At 62.4% G+C, this 15,263-nt stretch carries 16 protein-coding genes and 1 pseudogene; 5 read left to right on the top strand and 12 right to left on the bottom strand.

Annotated elements, in window-relative coordinates; all coding sequences use genetic code 11:
* Positions 1 to 85: 85 nt before the first annotated feature.
* The 3 genes from ACIP90_RS11430 to ACIP90_RS11440 form a co-directional block, all read right to left on the bottom strand.
* Positions 86 to 919, bottom strand: a complete 834-nt coding sequence (locus tag ACIP90_RS11430) for an ABC transporter ATP-binding protein (protein ID WP_400579437.1) — start codon at positions 917 to 919, stop codon at positions 86 to 88.
* Between the two features lie 156 nt (positions 920 to 1,075).
* Positions 1,076 to 2,098 carry an ABC transporter substrate-binding protein gene (locus ACIP90_RS11435; protein ID WP_400579438.1) on the bottom strand — a complete coding sequence of 341 codons (1,023 nt, stop codon included), beginning with the start codon at positions 2,096 to 2,098 and terminating at the stop codon, positions 1,076 to 1,078.
* 61 nt (positions 2,099 to 2,159) lie between these two features.
* On the bottom strand, positions 2,160 to 3,017 hold the full coding sequence (locus ACIP90_RS11440) for an ABC transporter permease (protein WP_400579439.1): 858 nt from the start codon (positions 3,015 to 3,017) through the stop codon (positions 2,160 to 2,162).
* A 521-nt stretch (positions 3,018 to 3,538) separates the two neighbouring features.
* Between ACIP90_RS11440 and ACIP90_RS11445 the strand changes: the two genes are divergently transcribed.
* Positions 3,539 to 4,474, top strand: coding sequence for an aldo/keto reductase family oxidoreductase (locus ACIP90_RS11445; protein WP_400579440.1), 936 nt, complete (start codon positions 3,539 to 3,541; stop codon positions 4,472 to 4,474).
* 228 nt (positions 4,475 to 4,702) lie between these two features.
* Positions 4,703 to 5,725, top strand: a complete 1,023-nt coding sequence (locus tag ACIP90_RS11450) for a zinc-dependent alcohol dehydrogenase family protein (RefSeq protein ID WP_400579441.1) — start codon at positions 4,703 to 4,705, stop codon at positions 5,723 to 5,725.
* A gap of 134 nt (positions 5,726 to 5,859) precedes the next feature.
* On the opposite strand, the gene ACIP90_RS11455 is transcribed toward ACIP90_RS11450, so the two are convergent.
* The 9 genes and pseudogenes from ACIP90_RS11455 to ACIP90_RS11495 all read right to left on the bottom strand — a co-directional run.
* Entirely contained in the window at positions 5,860 to 7,005 is a 1,146-nt protein-coding gene (locus ACIP90_RS11455) for an alpha/beta hydrolase (protein WP_400579442.1), read from the bottom strand.
* A gap of 138 nt (positions 7,006 to 7,143) precedes the next feature.
* Positions 7,144 to 8,040 (bottom strand): PQQ-dependent sugar dehydrogenase, encoded by an 897-nt coding sequence (locus tag ACIP90_RS11460; protein WP_400579443.1) that lies wholly within the window; start codon positions 8,038 to 8,040, stop codon positions 7,144 to 7,146.
* Positions 8,041 to 8,226: 186 nt separating this feature from the next.
* Positions 8,227 to 9,498, bottom strand: coding sequence for an MFS transporter (locus ACIP90_RS11465; RefSeq protein WP_400579444.1), 1,272 nt, complete (start codon positions 9,496 to 9,498; stop codon positions 8,227 to 8,229).
* A gap of 45 nt (positions 9,499 to 9,543) precedes the next feature.
* Complete coding sequence (locus ACIP90_RS11470; protein WP_400579445.1) at positions 9,544 to 10,089, bottom strand: cyclophilin-like fold protein; 546 nt, start codon at positions 10,087 to 10,089, stop codon at positions 9,544 to 9,546.
* A 103-nt stretch (positions 10,090 to 10,192) separates the two neighbouring features.
* Complete coding sequence (locus tag ACIP90_RS11475) at positions 10,193 to 10,789, bottom strand: hypothetical protein (protein WP_400579446.1); 597 nt, start codon at positions 10,787 to 10,789, stop codon at positions 10,193 to 10,195.
* Positions 10,790 to 11,499: 710 nt separating this feature from the next.
* Entirely contained in the window at positions 11,500 to 11,811 is a 312-nt protein-coding gene (locus ACIP90_RS11480; protein ID WP_400579447.1) for an SDR family oxidoreductase, read from the bottom strand.
* An 86-nt stretch (positions 11,812 to 11,897) separates the two neighbouring features.
* The gene (locus ACIP90_RS11485; protein WP_400579448.1) at positions 11,898 to 12,083 is read right to left on the bottom strand and encodes a hypothetical protein; all 186 of its coding nucleotides are present in this window, start codon (positions 12,081 to 12,083) and stop codon (positions 11,898 to 11,900) included.
* An 86-nt stretch (positions 12,084 to 12,169) separates the two neighbouring features.
* Positions 12,170 to 12,457, bottom strand: a complete 288-nt coding sequence (locus ACIP90_RS11490; RefSeq protein ID WP_400579618.1) for a hypothetical protein — start codon at positions 12,455 to 12,457, stop codon at positions 12,170 to 12,172.
* 56 nt (positions 12,458 to 12,513) lie between these two features.
* Positions 12,514 to 12,807 (bottom strand): annotated as a pseudogene (locus tag ACIP90_RS11495) (dehydrogenase); the annotation flags it as partial.
* A gap of 159 nt (positions 12,808 to 12,966) precedes the next feature.
* On the opposite strand from ACIP90_RS11495, the gene ACIP90_RS11500 reads away from it, so the two are divergent.
* The 3 genes from ACIP90_RS11500 (at position 12,967) to ACIP90_RS11510 (ending at position 15,196) form a co-directional block, all read left to right on the top strand.
* Positions 12,967 to 13,845, top strand: coding sequence for a helix-turn-helix transcriptional regulator (locus ACIP90_RS11500; protein WP_400579449.1), 879 nt, complete (start codon positions 12,967 to 12,969; stop codon positions 13,843 to 13,845).
* Between the two features lie 461 nt (positions 13,846 to 14,306).
* Positions 14,307 to 14,813, top strand: a complete 507-nt coding sequence (locus tag ACIP90_RS11505; RefSeq protein ID WP_400579450.1) for a hypothetical protein — start codon at positions 14,307 to 14,309, stop codon at positions 14,811 to 14,813.
* Positions 14,810 to 15,196 (top strand): DUF2255 family protein, encoded by a 387-nt coding sequence (locus ACIP90_RS11510; protein WP_400579451.1) that lies wholly within the window; start codon positions 14,810 to 14,812, stop codon positions 15,194 to 15,196. The genes ACIP90_RS11505 and ACIP90_RS11510 overlap by 4 nt, the downstream gene beginning before the upstream one ends.
* Positions 15,197 to 15,263: the final 67 nt, after the last annotated feature.

Genomic DNA, 15,263 nt, shown 5'->3' on the forward strand with positions numbered 1-15,263 from the left:
TCGCTTGGCCCGATGAGCCCATTGATTGATCGACAGTCGTAATACCCAGCACCATTTAGGGGGTGCACTAACGGTGGGCACCGGCTTATTCGTCTCCTCGCTTTGGAATCTCGATGCCGTGAAGAACTCCCATTCGTTCGAAGTGGGTGTAGATCCGGTCGACGTACTTCCCGAAATCGGGGGACTCCACGAGCGCGAGGGGGCGTGGACGAGGCAGATCGACGACTATTTCGTCGACTACCTCACCTGGGCTTGGGCTCATGACGAAGATCCGGTCTGAGAGTCCGACAGCTTCTTCAACACTGTGGGTGATAAAGAGAACTGTTGGCCTGTTGCGCAGCCAGAGCGCCTCGAGGTCTGCCCGGACCTGGAGGCGGGTAAGTGCATCCAGCGCCCCGAAGGGTTCATCGAGCAGGAGTACCGATGGCTCGTGGACGATGGTACGGATGAGTGAAACTCTTTGCCGCATCCCACCGGACAACTGGCGCGGGTACTTGTCTATTGCCTTCTCGAGGTGGAGTTGCTTGAACAACTCGGTGGCCCGGGACCGGAGTGTCTTTTTATCGAGCCCGCGTATGTCAGCATGAATCAGGACGTTTTCCATTGCAGTCCGGAAATCCAGGAGGAGGTGGTCTTGGAAGGCGATTCCGATATCAGTGAAGGGCCTGTTCACTGATGTTCCGCCTACGCGGATGTCTCCTTCAGACCTGTCCAAAAGCCCGGCGACCATGAGCATCAGCGTGCTCTTTCCGCAGCCGGACGGGCCGACTATAGAAATAAACTCTCCGGGCTTTATGTCCATCGAAACAGGCCTGAGCGCTTCAAATGATTTGCCCGCCGCGCTGGTAAATGTTTTTGCGACGTCCGCTATCGAAATGGGCAGACCTGCCGCCCTTGTCTGCAGTGCTGTGTCGTTCACTCGTGTGCCTTTCTCTGATCCGTGCAGGTGTGGATCTGAATCCTCATCGATAACCTCACCCTTGACGGGAGGTTCGCTGTATGCTGGCCGCTGGTCCTACGGCCTCGAGGAGACCCGGGTGGAATCGTCCGCTACTCCCGGGCCTGCTCAACGCCACTACTTGCAGCTCTTCAATTCAGTCGTCGGGGGGAGGTAGTCGTAGGAGACGGATTTGGCCGTGTCCAAGGGAGCAGGCAGGAGCTTGGCACGAGTCATGATTTCGTTACTTTGCTGCCAGTGTGCGGCTTCGGCTCGGCCTATGACGTTTGCGTCTGCGGCACACAGCAAGGGGAGCAGGAATTTGAGTTCGGCGCGTACTGTGTCGTCGACGGAGTCCGGCAGAAGCTGTTTGACGGCGGCTACGGCGTGCTCGGGATTATCGCGTGCAGAGGAGATTCCTTTGAGGCTTGCGGAAACGAACTTCTTGACCGCGTCTGGGTTCTTTTCTGCGTAGCTTTGCGTAGTGAATATTGAATGGGCCACCGGAGAGACGCCGTAGTCAGCGAACAAGAAGTTCTTGAACTTGGTTTTTTGCTGTTCCAGCGAAACAGCGGTGTCTTGGCCGCCGATGATCGCGTCAACGTTTCCCTGGAGCAGCGCTGCTGGCATGGACGCAAAGGGAACGTTCGAAATGGTGACGTCCGTTTCGGTGAGACCGTTCGCTTCGAGGAAGAGCGGGAAGAGGAAAGCATGGGCACTGCCCTGAGGTACCGCTATGGTTTTTCCCTTGAGGTCCTGGACAGAGTTGATCCCGGATGATTCCAGGACCTGCATAGCAATGTTGGTCACCTGATTCATGGTTGCAACAATGACGAGGGGAGCGCCCTTTTCGATTTGCTGGCTGATCGGCACGGCGTCCGCGATCCCGATGTCCGCCTGGCCGTTGGCTACGAGCTGGACTGCAGTCCCGGACCCTGTGCCCTGCTCAATTTGTGCGTCAATGCCGGCGTCCTTGTATAGGCCATCCGCTTGGGCAACCGCGAAGCCGGCGGTGGAGGCCGACCAGGACCAGTGCATTTGAAAGCGGACTGGGGTTCCACCGCCGCCACCATCGCTTGCTGTGGGCGCGGAGCACCCGGAGAGCAACATTGCTCCCGCGGCGATCGCAGTTGCGATCCACTTTTTGATGCCTCTTTGCATGATGCTTTCCTTCGAATCTTTGTTTGCCAACTGGTTGGATAGATGCACTTAGTTCCGCTTGTTAGGCGGCTCGGCGTTGCCATGGGGTCAGCAGCCATTCGACTGCTTCCACCAGGTAGTTGAGGATCACTCCGATGACGGTAAGAATCACCAGGATGGCGAACATGTATTCGGTGTCCATCGCACCGCTTGCCCGGAGTAGCGCGTAGCCCAACCCGCTGTTTGATCCCAAGAACTCTGCAACAAGTGCACCGGTGATCGCGATGGTCGCAGAGGTCTTGATGCCGGAGAAGATCACGGGGAGAGCGGCAGGAAACCGTAGTGTCCAGAATGTTTGCCACCGGCTCGCACCCATGGAGCGAGTCAAGTAGAGCAGCCGGTCATCAAGAATCCGAAAACCGCTGATGCTGGCCATCAGCAAGGGAAAGAAGGTAATGAGAACGACCAAGGCAACCTTGGTGTTAAGGCTGAATCCGAGCCACACCAGGAGTAGTGGTGCAACAGCGATCTTTGGCACCAACTGCAGCACTATGACCGGCGGGTAGACCAGCTGCTTGGCGGTCCTTGAGAGAGCGATGACCAAGCCGAGAGGGATGCCGATCACGATGCTCAGCAGTAGACCGATGACAAGGACAACGAGAGTGGACTGTGTGTGGATCCAGAGGCTGTTGGCATCGGTGAACAGCCGTTCGAAGACGGCAAGCGGTCCGGGGAGCAGGTACGCGGGAATTTTGAAAAGCTCCACCGCGCCGGCCCAGCCCAGAAGAATCGCCACGAACACCAAGGGCGGCAAGGAGGACCAGGCGATGGAACCGATTCTTCGCCGCGTGGCAGATGCTTGCCGTGGTTTGCGCTGGCCCACCCCCGGTGGCGTCAGGGCAACGGCAGCCGTTGCTGTTTGGCTAGGCCGATCGGCCATAAGGTTTTTCCTCGGCATGAACCTTCTCCTCCTTGAGCGCGGAACACAGATTGCTACCACCCCGCTGCCGACAGCACGTACACGTGACGTGTCCGAAAGACAGGGGAAAGCTTTGCCCAGAGGGCTTCTTGGGACGGTGACTTCCTCCATAGTCCGTTCATGTAGTCACGACTATGGATGGTCGTGCGACTAGATTTCTTCAACGAACTTATCCTGCATTATGAGACTTCGTCAATAGCTGGATCCTGTACTGTGGGATTCGAGTCACTCCCCTATGGATGACTTGCTTATGCAGCCAGTTCAAAAAAAGTAATGCGGGCGGGGTAGGTGCCGTTGCATAGCGTCGGATGCATATCGACTCCGCGCAGTGCGGGAACCTCACCACGATGCTGCAGATCCTGGGCTCCAGGGAACCGGCCAGTCCACCCAACCGTGACCTCAACGGAGCCTGAAGAGGGCTGACTGCCTCGCCTGCCTGCCGATGCTCATATCCGTGGCCGCTTTCAAAACACAGAGGACTTATGCGTACCATTACCTTTGGCCAGACAGACCAGCAGGTGCCCAACATCGTGGCTGGCATGATGCGAATCAAAGAATGTTCCGACGAGGAAATCCGCGCGTTGTACTCCACGGCGCGTGAAGCCGGCATCGACTTCTTCGATCACGCCGACCTGTACGGCGGGCAGCGGCACATGTGTGAGCGCCGGTTCGCTTCGGCCCTTAGGCTGAGCCCGTCTGAACGTGAACAGATTACCTTGCAAACCAAGACCGGCATCGTCGCTAAGGAATGGCATTACGACTCCTCGTACGAGCACATCGTGACGTCAGCGGAGGAGTCTCTGGAGGCCCTCGGGATCGACTACATCGATGTGCTGCTGCTGCACCGACCAGACGCGCTACTCGAGCCCGAGGAAGTCGCCCGCGCGTTCGATCACCTGGAGTCCAGCGGGAAGGTCCGCGCCTTCGGCGTCTCGAATCACACACCGCGCCAGATCGACCTGCTCAAGACAGCTGTTACTCAGCCGATCGTTGCGAACCAGGTACAGCTGTCCCTCACCCACTCCACGATCATCGCCCAGGGCCTGTCGTCGAACATGACCGGCGAGGCGGACTCGATCAGCCGTGACGGTGGCGGCATCGTCGACTACGCACGCATCAACAAGACCACCCTGCAAGCGTGGTCGCCGTTCCAAATGGGTTTCCAGGATGGAGTGTTCTTCGGATCCAAAGACCACCCCAAGCTCAACTCCGAACTCGACCGGCTCGGCATAAAGTACGGAGTCACGCCGACTGCTATCGCCACAGCCTGGATCACCCGCCACCCGGCCGGGATCCAGGTCGTGCTCGGGACCACCACACCCCAGCGCATCACTGACGCCGCCGCCGGCTCTGACATCCCGCTGACCCGCGGCGAGTGGTACGGACTCATCCAAGCCGCCGGTCACAAGGTGCCATAACCCCGAGACGGGGCCATGCGACGACCCATCGCGTAGCCAGCCATGCGGACGCTTTAAAGCGACCGGGTCCAATATCAGGGACCGATGCCAGCTGGGGGTTTCTAAGGGAACCTGCCAGAACTGTGCTGACGGTCATTGAATGTATTATGCGCGGCGATCTTTGAGCAGTCGCAGGAGGGCGCCGGCGCTGATTGTCGATGCAGAACCAAGGAACCAGGAGTAACACGCATGCGTGGAGTAGTTATGTACGCACCCGGCGACGTCCGGGTGGAAGAACGTGAAGACCCGAGGATCATCGAGCCGACCGATGCAGTAATCCGGCTGGCCGCAACCTGCATTTGCGGGTCGGACCTGTGGCCCTATCGTGGGATCGAACCGGTCGACCACACGCCCATGGGCCATGAATACGTCGGTGTTGTCGAGGAGATCGGATCCGAGGTCAAGAATCTCAAGGTAGGCGACTTCGTCGTGGGATCATTCGTTATATCTGACAACACCTGCGAAATCTGCCAGTCCGGCTTCCAGTCCAAGTGCGTGCACGCCGAATTCGTCGCAGCCACGATCGGGACCCAGGCTGAGAAAGCGAGGATTCCGCAAGCAGACGGAACTCTCGTCCCCACACCCGGACAGCCCACCCCTGACATGATTCCGCATCTGCTCGCGGCATCGGACGTCCTTGGTACGGGATGGTTCGCTGCCGTCGCGGCGAAAGCGGGCCCGGGCAAAACAGTAGCGGTGGTCGGCGACGGGGCAGTCGGACTCATGGCCATCCTCGCAGCCAAGCAACTTGGCGCCGAGCGGATTATCGCCATGTCCCGGCACCCGGAACGGCAGAAACTCGCCCGCTACTACGGCGCGACCGACATCGTCGAAGAGCGTGGTGAAGCCGGAATCGAAAAGATCAAAGAACTCACCGGCGGCCTTGGCGCCCACTCTGTGGTTGAGGCAGTTGGCACCCAGGAATCCTTCATGCAGGCAGTGGGTGCCACCCGTGGTGGCGGCCACCTAGGCTATGTGGGAGTGAACTACGAGGTCAGCATTCCCGGTATCCAGATGTTCTTCGCCGGAATCCACGCGTTAGGCGGACCCGCCCCCGTCCGGCGGTTCCTTCCGGAGCTGATCCAGCTGATCTGGGAAGGCAAGATCGATCCAGGCAAAGTCTTCGACCTCACGCTTCCCCTGGAGGAAGCGGCCGAGGGATACAAGGCGATGGACGAACGTCGGGCAACAAAGGTCCTCCTCACCCTATAAGAAGCGGTCCGCAGCGGCGCTCCAAAAGCGGACCGCTGAATTCCGCCCCCAACAAGAGTGGTCGAAGCGAGAAGAGCCCGCGGCACGTGAAGTGCCGCGGGCTCCCGTCTCCGCTGCAGAATGGCGGGGGCCGTTTAGAGGTTTTTCCGGAAGAAACTCCGGAGCTTCTCGAAGGGGATGAGGCTTACGCGGTCGTAGAGGTCCACGTGGCCGGCACCGGGAACCAGCACCAGTTCCTTCGGTCCGGAGGCCAAGCGGTGCGCTTCCTCGCTGAACTCGCGGGAGTGTGCCTGGTCGCCGGTGATGAACAGGAGCGGCCGCGGCGAGAGAAGGTCCATGTCGTTGAACGGGTAGAACGTCATGAACTTCGTGTTCGTGGCCAGGACGGGGTGCGTGGTGGTGTTCGGGCAGTAGCCGCGGGCGGTGCGGTAGAAGTCGTAGAACTCACGGTCGACGGCGGTCGATTCCGGAGTCAGTTCCTCCGGCGTGCCCCCTGTGTAAGCGATCTTGCCGCCGTCGAACTCCACGTCCCTCTGGGCCGCAGCCTGCGCGATAAATGCCTTCCGCTGCTCCAAAGAAACGGTCTTCCGGAGCCCGTCGCGATTGGCTGCCCCCATGTCATACATGCTCACGGTGGCGATGGCTTTGATACGCGGGTCGATCTTTGCCGCGCTGAGAACGAAACTGCCGCTGCCGCAGATGCCGATGGCGCCGACGCGCTCCCTGTCCACGAAGGACTGCGAGCGGAGGTAGTCGACCGCGGCACTGAAGTCCTCAGCGTAGATGTCCGGGGAGACGGCGTTGCCGGGCTTCCCGGCGCTCTCTCCCCAGAAGGAGAGGTCGAAGGACAGTGTGACGAAGCCTTGTTCTGCCATCTTGGTGGCGTAGAGGTTGGCGCTCTGTTCCTTCACGGCGCCCATGGGGTGTCCGACCACCAGTGCAGGGTTGCTCAGCCTGCGATCCAGGTTGTTCGGGACAAACAAGTTGCCCACCACCTTCATCTGGTACTGGTTTTTGAAGGAGATCTTCCGTACGGTGACCTGATCGCTGGTGTAGAAGTTGTCTGCGCCGTTCGAGGTGTCTCCGGGCTCCAAGTCAGTGCGGGATCCGCCAGGTGCTGCGTTGGCTGCTCCGGCAGTTGCCATGCCGGCCACACCGGAAAGCCCAAGTACAGCGGCGCCGGCACCCGTCAGCTTCATCAGCCCGCGGCGGGAAACGCCGTCTTCTGCCAGACCTGCACGGATGGCGGTCGTCTTGATTCCGTCAGTATTCGTAGTCATGTTGTTGTCATCCTCGTAATGTGCGCTAACGAACGTCGAAGTTTCCTTCTGCACTTTCGAGCAAATCACGGTTGAAAGAGACGAGGGAGACTCTGCTAAGGGTGGTACCGGCAGGGCCTCCATCAGAAAACTCCCAGCTCAGGCGTCCTTACTCACAGGTCTGACACGAAGAATGCGGTCGTCGTCCGGGCCGGGACTTCCCCGGCCGTCGGTGTTGTTGGTAACGAACCAGAGGGTGCCGTCCGGGGCTTCTGTGACATCCCGGATGCGGCCGAACTCGCCGTCGTAGTAGGTGCTCGACGTCGAGGGATCGGCCACCGGGACGGCACGCAGGACCTCTCCGCGGAGGTTGGCGATGAACAGGGTGCGCACCACGCCGCTGGGGCTAGCCCCGGCGGGCTCCCACTGCTGTACAGGATCCGTGAAGCCCTCGGTATTGGCGATTCCTTCCGCGGCTGGCCAGCCATAGTTAGGGCCCGCGGTGATGATGTTCAGTTCGTCCCACGCGTTCTGGCCGAACTCCGTGGAGAACGATCCCGGGAAGGGGTTGTCCTCGGGGACATTGCCGTCCGGTGTCATTCTCAGGATCTTTCCGTTGAGCGAGTCGAGGTCCTGGGCGGTATCGCGCTGGCCGGCATCACCGGTGGAAATGTAAAGCATGCCATCCGGGCCGAAAGCCAGGCGGCCGCCGTCGTGATAGCTGGCAGCGGCGATACCGTCGAGCAGCGTTTCCGGCTGGCCAAGCGTCAGGGAACCCCTGCTGCCCGTGACATCAAAACGCTGGACGCGGTTACCCCCGGTCCCGGTCGAGTAGACGTACAGGCGGCCCCCGCCGTCCACCGCCAGGCCGAGAAGACCGCCTTCCCCGATACCGGCGACACCCGGAACGGTTCCCACGGCACGCGCGGTACCGTCGACGCCGAGTTCAAGGATGCGTCCATTGTCCCGCTCGCTAATCAAGGAGATACCGCCGCGGAACACCACCGACCACGGCGCCTCCAAGCCGGTCGCCACAGTTTGCGGGGTGCCCGTCAAGGTGGCTGTGCGGGCCGGGCGCAGGGGTACCCACGGCAGCAGAAGCGTTTGGTGCAGCCGACGGCGGCGACGCTGGCGTTGCTGCCGGTGTGGGGCTGCAGGATGCCAGCAGGAGGCTGGCCCCGATGAAAGCGGATAACAGGATCGGCCTGTGCGTGGGGTTCATTTAGTCCTCCTGACTTTTGGTTAGGTGGGGAATGCGGTGCGGCGTCCCGCTATTGCGAATAGCAGCGCGACGGCGGCAAGCCCGGCCATCACCGCCGGCAGGACCAGCCCGTCGAAGTTGCTGATCATCACCGCGCCGGCGACGCCGGCGGCGAAGATCGCCAGGTTGAAGGCCACGCCGAGCATCGCGTTGGCGACGTCGGCATTGTGCCCGCTGGCAGCGCTGATGGCCGTTTGGAGCTGGGCTGCCGCCCCACCGAAAGCGATGCCCCACAGCACAATCGCGGTAACAACCGCTGCCGCCGAGGCGTGGCCGACGATGATGATCACGCCGGCCGCGATGAAGGCCGCGAGACTCAACAGGGACAGGCGCCGAAGGCCACTGTCGATTACTCCACCGGTGATGGCGATTCCGGCAATGGCCGCCGCTCCGAACACCATCAGGGCGATCTCTACCGGGAGCGGAAGACCCGTCGAGCGGAGGTAGGAGCCGATGTATGTGTAGAGAATGTTGTGTCCAAGCATCCACGTGACAACGACGGCGAGGACCACCGCGACGCCGGGAAACCCGAGGACCCGCACCAAGGGCACACGCGTCCCGGCATGCTGGCCAGGCGCATCCGGCACCAGAAAAACAGCGAGCAGGACGGTCAGGAGCGTAAGGATAGCGAGGACGCCGAAGGACCAACGCCAGTCCCACGTGGTGCCAAGCCAGGAACCGAACGGCGTCCCCACTGCGAGTCCCACCGGGGTGCCAAGGGACGCAACTGCCAGTGCGCGGCCGGCATGTTCGGGAGCGGTGATGCGGCGGGCGTAACCGGCGATGATGCCCCACAGCAGGCCGGAGAATGCACCGGCCAGGAGCCGTGCTGCCAGGGAGAGCACGATGTCCGCGGAGAAGGCCGTGACAAGGTTGGCTGCCAGGAAGCCAAGGATCCCGACCACGAAAACAGGCTTCCGGCGCATGCTCCGAGTGATGGCGACCGCGGGCATCGCGGCCACAACGGTTCCCAAAGCGTAGGCGCTGACGAACTGCCCGGCGGTGCCCTCGGTAATGTCCAACCCGGCAGAGATCTGCGGCAACAGTCCCGCCGGCATGGTTTCCGTTGCGATCAGCAGGAACCCCATCAGTGCCATGATCAGCAGGGCCGCCCACGGAAAACGGTGTACCAGGGCGGAAGAATCAGATGATGTGTCTTGGAAGGTACCGAGGTTTTCGTGGGGCTGGTTTTCGTGGGGCAGGCTGTCCGCAGGCGTTCCGCCGGCGTCATCCTGAAGGATTGCGCGAGTCAAAAATGGTCCCGTTCTTCTATGTGGATGGGACTGGCGGGTGGCTGCTCAGTCCCTGAGGCTCAGGGTGGCTTCGAAACGGCCGCTTCGGTCGCGGATTGCCGCGAGGTCATCGAGCGTTCCGATCCGTACAATCCCGGTGAAATGCCCCACAGGTTTGTAGTAAAGGACAAGAGTCTGGCCGGGCGCGTAGTACCCGATCGTCAGCGGATCAGCGTCATCGCCGGCTGGAACGCCGTCGAGTGACAGCGGCTCCGGTAGTTCTGCGTGCTTCTCCTGTCCGCCAAAATCGCTGAAGGACAGCGTCAGGGGAAGCTGATGAATGAGCGAGCGGGCGGTCGCGTTCCCCGACAGGGTTCCGTTCACGGTCCGGCCGTCAAACCGGATGGTGATCGGAGTCTCTTCCCGGGTCTCGCTGGCTGTCATCGTTTCTGTTCCCTCCGGGAAGGCAGTTTCCTGCGAGGTTGTCGCAGCGGTCGCGGGGACGGTGTTCCCGCCGGCCGTGTTCGTTAAGACCGGACTGTCCGACGCGGTACTGCACCCGGTAAGGGAGAGCACCAGCGCGGGGATCACAACCAGGGTCTGCTTCTTCATTCGCATCGCAGATTGTCCTTTTCCAAGCAAAGTTCGGTTTCAAGGGAAAAGTTCGGTCCATTCCAGCAAAGCAGCCGCCGACGGCGGGCGGGAGCCTCTGTTGTTACAGGTACCGGGAGGGACCCTTTGAGTGGATGACAGGAGTCCAGCTGCGCGTGTGGATCGGGCACCGGTAGGGCGCATGTGCTGTTCGCTCTGTTCGCCCGGCCAGGAGCACCCGCGTCAACCACCGCAGTCGACGCCGGAAGATCAGCAGAGCGAGTGCGGCGATCGCTGCGGTCTCCGGCCATCGGGGCGCCGGCCAGTTGTCGGGCACAGGCGCATACCCGCCCCTGGACAGGCCGGCGTCCCGCTCAAAGTGGTTGCGTGATCCGGGAAACAGTGCATCATCAACGAAGTAGGCGACCGGGAACGCGAATGGGCCGGCCAAAAGGTTCGCCACAGCCCACTGATCCACGTGGCGTGACTCGTGGTAGCCGAGTTCTTCCTCTTCAGCCCGGGCCTGTGAAATGTTGGGGCCATACCGGATGTACAGCCGCTCGCCCTCGGTTCCGTACCCGTTGATGCTCAAGGGGCCGGCGCTCACACCATCGGGTGGCATCCACGCGACGAACACGTCACCCAGGGTGCTTCCGCCGCCGCTGGTACGGGGAGGCGGCCAGAACATGACCAGCAGCGGCGGCCCGGAGCAAGACTCCATGCCCATCCCCCGGCCAGCCAGGACCCCTACTCCGCTGATGGGCGCGACCAAGAAGTTGCGGGTGATACTCCAAGCGGGTGGGGGTGAGATCTGCAGGTACGGCTCTGGTTGGATTTGCCCGTCGGGTGTGATGTGACTGTGGCAGATAATCTGGGGGAAGGTCGCCTCGAGTGTGCGTGCAGCGGCTCCGGCTAGGAGCAGCGCTGCGACCAGGAACACGGCCGTGCTGCGCATCCTCATGTGTGAGGCGCAGGTTCGGCACGTCACTGCCCGTCTCAAGCGGCGGGGCCGGAAACGGGGCGCGGACCAGACCAGACCGGCGAGGCCGAAGCAGATGCCACACGCCAGAACCCGCAGGAGGGGACGGGCGCGTCTGACTGAGCGCCCCACTGGTCCCGCCATTCGCGTCCAACCCCACGTGTTCTGCGCTGCCGTAAGCACCGCAAACCCTAATTTCCGTATATTGTTGCCGCCTGACCCCCCCGCCGCAAGCCCCGATGACCCCGCCAAGACCGTGCCGCCGTTCCGCTGCGCGGAAAGTCGTTACCTAGGCGGTGAAGCCACCGTCGACCGGAAGCGCGACGCCGGTGACGTAACTGGCAGCGTCGCTACAAGCCACAGCACGGCCGCGGCGATCTCCTTGGGCCGACCGAGCCGGCCCAAGGGGATCGACGCGGGCGAAGCTTCCGGATCCAGCTCACCGCCGGCGGTCATCCGCCTACCCATCGGGGTCTCGATGGTGCCGGGCAGACGGCGTTGACCCGTACACCCAGCGGCGCGTACGGCAACGCGACGCTTTTGGACTGCCCGATCACGCCGTGCTTGGTCGCGTGATAGGTGGCGCGTCCGCTGCCGCCAACCCGAGCTCCCAACGAGGAGCAATTGACAATCGAGCCGGCCCCCTGCTTCCGCATCTGCACCAGCTCGTGCTTCACGGAAGCCCAGACACCGCGGAAGTTGACCGCCACGATCTTGTCAAAGGCCTCCGCCGTCTCGTCCGCCGAATCCACGGGCGGAAGCACGATTCCCACATTATTGACGCCAAGTCGAGTCTGTCGGCCTCCACAAACGCGCTACCACCTTCTCCACCTGCGCCTCGTCAGACACATCACACACGGACAGGGCCCGGTGCCCCTCGCGCTGAGCTCAGCTGCAAAGCGCTCTGCCGCTTCGCCGTGTCGACACCAGCGACGGCGGCGCCCGCCACGGCGAACCCCCGCGCCGTTGCCGCGCCCATCCCCGCACTCACGCCGGTGACAAAGGCGACCTTGCCTCTGAAGTCCAAACGGACCATGTTCATCCTTCCTCCCTTGGGCGACCTCCACAGCGGCCTCCCGAGGTAGGTGGGACACCGGTTTTCCTTCCTTGTTGTGTCGAGACTCAGGCGAGGGGCGTCACGAAGGTGCGGAATTTCTTCCCTTCGCTGTGGATGCGCCAGAGGGTTTCAGCCAAGGCGGCAGGTTCGTGCGCGGGGTCGTCGCCGCCGATTCCCAACGGGATGATGAGCCGCGCAACGGGGATTCCCTCGGGCTCCAAGGCGTGGTGGAGCATCTGGGCGTAGGCCGATTCTGCTGCGAAAGCGGCGGAGGTTCCGGCGTAGTTGTGGTTGGGGCGGACGGCGCTGGAGCCGTTGACGAACAAGGCAGTTCCGCGGCCAAGGGCGCGCATCCCGGAAGTACCGCGGTCACGGCCGCGGCCGCTCCAAGGGCAGAGAATTCGAGTACGGAGCGGAGTTCTTCGAGCGTCATCTCAAGAACGGGACGCAGATACTCCCTAGACGGAACGGGGCTGTACTGGAGGATTTCGACGTCGCCCAGTTCCGCGGAAGCTCGCGCCAGTGCGGCGTTGAGCGACCCAGCATCGCGGACGTCCGCGGCATACCCGCGGGCGGTGATTCCGGCGTCGGACAGCTCAGTGACGAGCGCGTCCACATGCTCCTGGGCACGGGAGATCAGCGCGAGTTGAAGCCTTCGGCCCCGAAACGACGTGCAGCTGCAAGGCCCAGCCTGGACCTGCACCGATGATCGCGAGGGCGGTCTTCATGGAATACTCCTTCTTTGGCTTCGTCCATGGCTCCTCCTAAGCAAAGCATTTTTCACGTGCACGGAGGGAGGCCCGTTCGAAGGGGGTATCAGGAGGGTCTCCTTCATTCCGGGATGCGCCCCTATGGTGGATTCATGGACAACCGTGCAGACGTTCGTGAATTCCTCACCTCGCGACGCGCCAAGATTTCGCCCGAAGCAGCCGGGCTGCCGGCCGGAGGCAACCGCCGCGTTGCTGGACTGCGCCGCAGCGAAGTGGCAACCCTCGCCGGGGTGAGCGTTGAGTACTACACCCGGCTGGAGCGCGGTGCCATCAGCGGCGCCTCCCCGGAGATCCTTGACGCGATTTCGCGTGCGTTGAACCTCGACGACGCCGAGCGCGCCCACCTGTTCGACCTCGCCCATGCGGCGAGCCCCGTAGCCAGGCCGCCGAAGCGCCGGAACTCCAAGAGCTGGAATCCGCACACCAGCCTCCAGTGGGCGCTGGACGCCGTCACAGCCGGACCGGCTTTTGTCCGTAACGGACGCATGGACCTCCTGGCCGTCAACGCACTGGCGCGCGCCTTCTACAAGGATGTGTACGACATGCCCGGCCAGCCGCCTAACCTGTCACGTTTCACGTTCCTCGACGAGCGCGCCCGCGAATTCTACCGTGACTGGGACGCCGCGGCCGAGGTGGTCGTTTCCATCCTGCGCACCGAAGCCGGACGGGATCCACACAACAAGGAGGTCCATGACCTTGTCGGTGAACTGAGCACACGGAGCCAGGAGTTCCGGCGTCTGTGGAGCTCGCACAACGTCCGCCATCACGGCGCCGGCGCCAAAGTCTTCCGCCATCCGGTCGTGGGCGAGATGACCATCGCCTACGAAGGCCTCGAGATGGCCGCCGAGCCAGGACTCACCCTCACCATCTACACCGCCGAGCCGGGCTCCCCCTCCGAAGAAGCCATGCGCCTGCTCGCTTCCTGGGCCGCTACCGAATACAGCCACCAGCCCGGAAAGGTCAGCAACTAGAAACCCGGAGTCCCGGCCCCTATTCAGGGCCAGGCGTTCTTGGCCGAGCTCGAATGTCCGGGATTGCCCGGCGGACGCTACCCGAAGCACAAAGCGCGTCAGGCACCGGGCACCTTCTGCATCTCGTCATGCTCGCCAATGAGGCCGGCTGGGAGGCCCTGCTGATACCACCCCTAGATAGAGACTCCCTTGTTCTGCGCCGTCCATGTCTACTTGAAGGAAACAAAGACAACCCCGGGAGGAGGTAAGTGCTCGACAATGAAGCAACGCGGCTTGCACATTCGACCGCACCGGCCTAGCCCCTTCGACATGCTCGAGAAGCTCTTCAGTGAGACGTCCCGCGGTAACCCATCCCCCACCAAGCAGCATGGCCTGGGCGAGGAACCCAACGCCCATCAAGCTGGGGCGATTCACGAGGAACGCAAGAACGACTCCGCCCACAGACCCTGGTAGGACACAACATGCACAAAAACAGGCTGCTGATCAATGCCCCCGCGCTGGCTCTGGCCCTGCTACTCACCACAACGGCCTGCACTGCCCCGACTCCGCAGAACACTCCCGCAGTTGCCGGAACCGCGGCCCGATCCAACCCGATCATCGGAGAATGGACGATGACAAGCCTCCAGCTCCGAGCCGGTGATGATATGAAAAAAGTGCCTTTCTCCGGGCAAATCATTTTCACCGAAGCCGGAACCGTGTCCGTGCAGGCCATGAACCCCGACACAACCGCAGCAGACACGCCCTACACCGTTCGCGGATACGAAGCGTTCTACGGAGACGCCACCATCGACGCCGGTGCAGGCACATTCTCTGTCGTCGTCGAGTCCGCCGCAGCGCGCGCCCTCATCGGCCAGACCCTACGCCGCAACTTCGAAGTGAGAGACGACACCCTCGTCCTCACCCCCGTTGACCCTGCCGAAGGCTGGCGTGTCACCTACGAACGGGCTACCGCCGGGGGAACGCGATGACGCTCTGGGATCCGGTGGTACTCAAAGAAATCTGGGAAAGCGACGATTTGCACATTGCCCCGTTCCGCGAGGACGGGGCCACAACAGGCACACCCACATGGATCTGGTCCGTGGTCGTTGACGGGCGCCTGTTCGTCCGCGCATACAACGGACGCAGGTCGCGGTGGTACCGGTCCGCGATGACCCAGCACGCCGGGCAAATCACCGCAGCCGGTCCGACCATCGAGGTGTCCTTTGCGCCCGCGGACCCGGAACTGCAGGATGACATCGACGCTGCTTACCGCCAGAAGCACGCCGGTGACTACTACCTGGGGCACATGGTCGGCGCCGGCAGCCGCGCAGCCACCGTCGAGATCACTCCCAGGCAAACCCTTGAACGATGAGCGCAACCCTGGCGAGTCAGCTGGAGCCGAGCAGTCCCCCTCCAGCTGTAGCCGGCGTGCTGCCATT

The sequence above is a fragment of the Arthrobacter sp. NPDC093139 genome (assembly GCF_044754165.1).
GTDB lineage: Bacteria > Actinomycetota > Actinomycetes > Actinomycetales > Micrococcaceae > Arthrobacter.

Excerpts from the sequence above, each read along its gene's own strand:
- ACIP90_RS11500 (WP_400579449.1), top strand. The coding sequence starts at position 12,967 with ATGGACAACCGTGCAGACGTTCGTGAATTCCTCACCTCGCGACGCGCC.
- ACIP90_RS11475 (WP_400579446.1), bottom strand. The coding sequence starts at position 10,789 with ATGGAGTCTTGCTCCGGGCCGCCGCTGCTGGTCATGTTCTGGCCGCCT.
- ACIP90_RS11435 (WP_400579438.1), bottom strand. The coding sequence starts at position 2,098 with ATGCAAAGAGGCATCAAAAAGTGGATCGCAACTGCGATCGCCGCGGGA.
- ACIP90_RS11455 (WP_400579442.1), bottom strand. The coding sequence starts at position 7,005 with ATGACTACGAATACTGACGGAATCAAGACGACCGCCATCCGTGCAGGT.
- ACIP90_RS11510 (WP_400579451.1), top strand. The coding sequence starts at position 14,810 with ATGACGCTCTGGGATCCGGTGGTACTCAAAGAAATCTGGGAAAGCGAC.
- ACIP90_RS11485 (WP_400579448.1), bottom strand. The coding sequence starts at position 12,083 with ATGGTCCGTTTGGACTTCAGAGGCAAGGTCGCCTTTGTCACCGGCGTG.
- ACIP90_RS11440 (WP_400579439.1), bottom strand. The coding sequence starts at position 3,017 with ATGGCCGATCGGCCTAGCCAAACAGCAACGGCTGCCGTTGCCCTGACG.
- ACIP90_RS11445 (WP_400579440.1), top strand. The coding sequence starts at position 3,539 with ATGCGTACCATTACCTTTGGCCAGACAGACCAGCAGGTGCCCAACATC.
- ACIP90_RS11505 (WP_400579450.1), top strand. The coding sequence starts at position 14,307 with ATGCACAAAAACAGGCTGCTGATCAATGCCCCCGCGCTGGCTCTGGCC.
- ACIP90_RS11450 (WP_400579441.1), top strand. The coding sequence starts at position 4,703 with ATGCGTGGAGTAGTTATGTACGCACCCGGCGACGTCCGGGTGGAAGAA.
- ACIP90_RS11490 (WP_400579618.1), bottom strand. The coding sequence starts at position 12,457 with ATGCGCGCCCTTGGCCGCGGAACTGCCTTGTTCGTCAACGGCTCCAGC.
- ACIP90_RS11470 (WP_400579445.1), bottom strand. The coding sequence starts at position 10,089 with ATGAAGAAGCAGACCCTGGTTGTGATCCCCGCGCTGGTGCTCTCCCTT.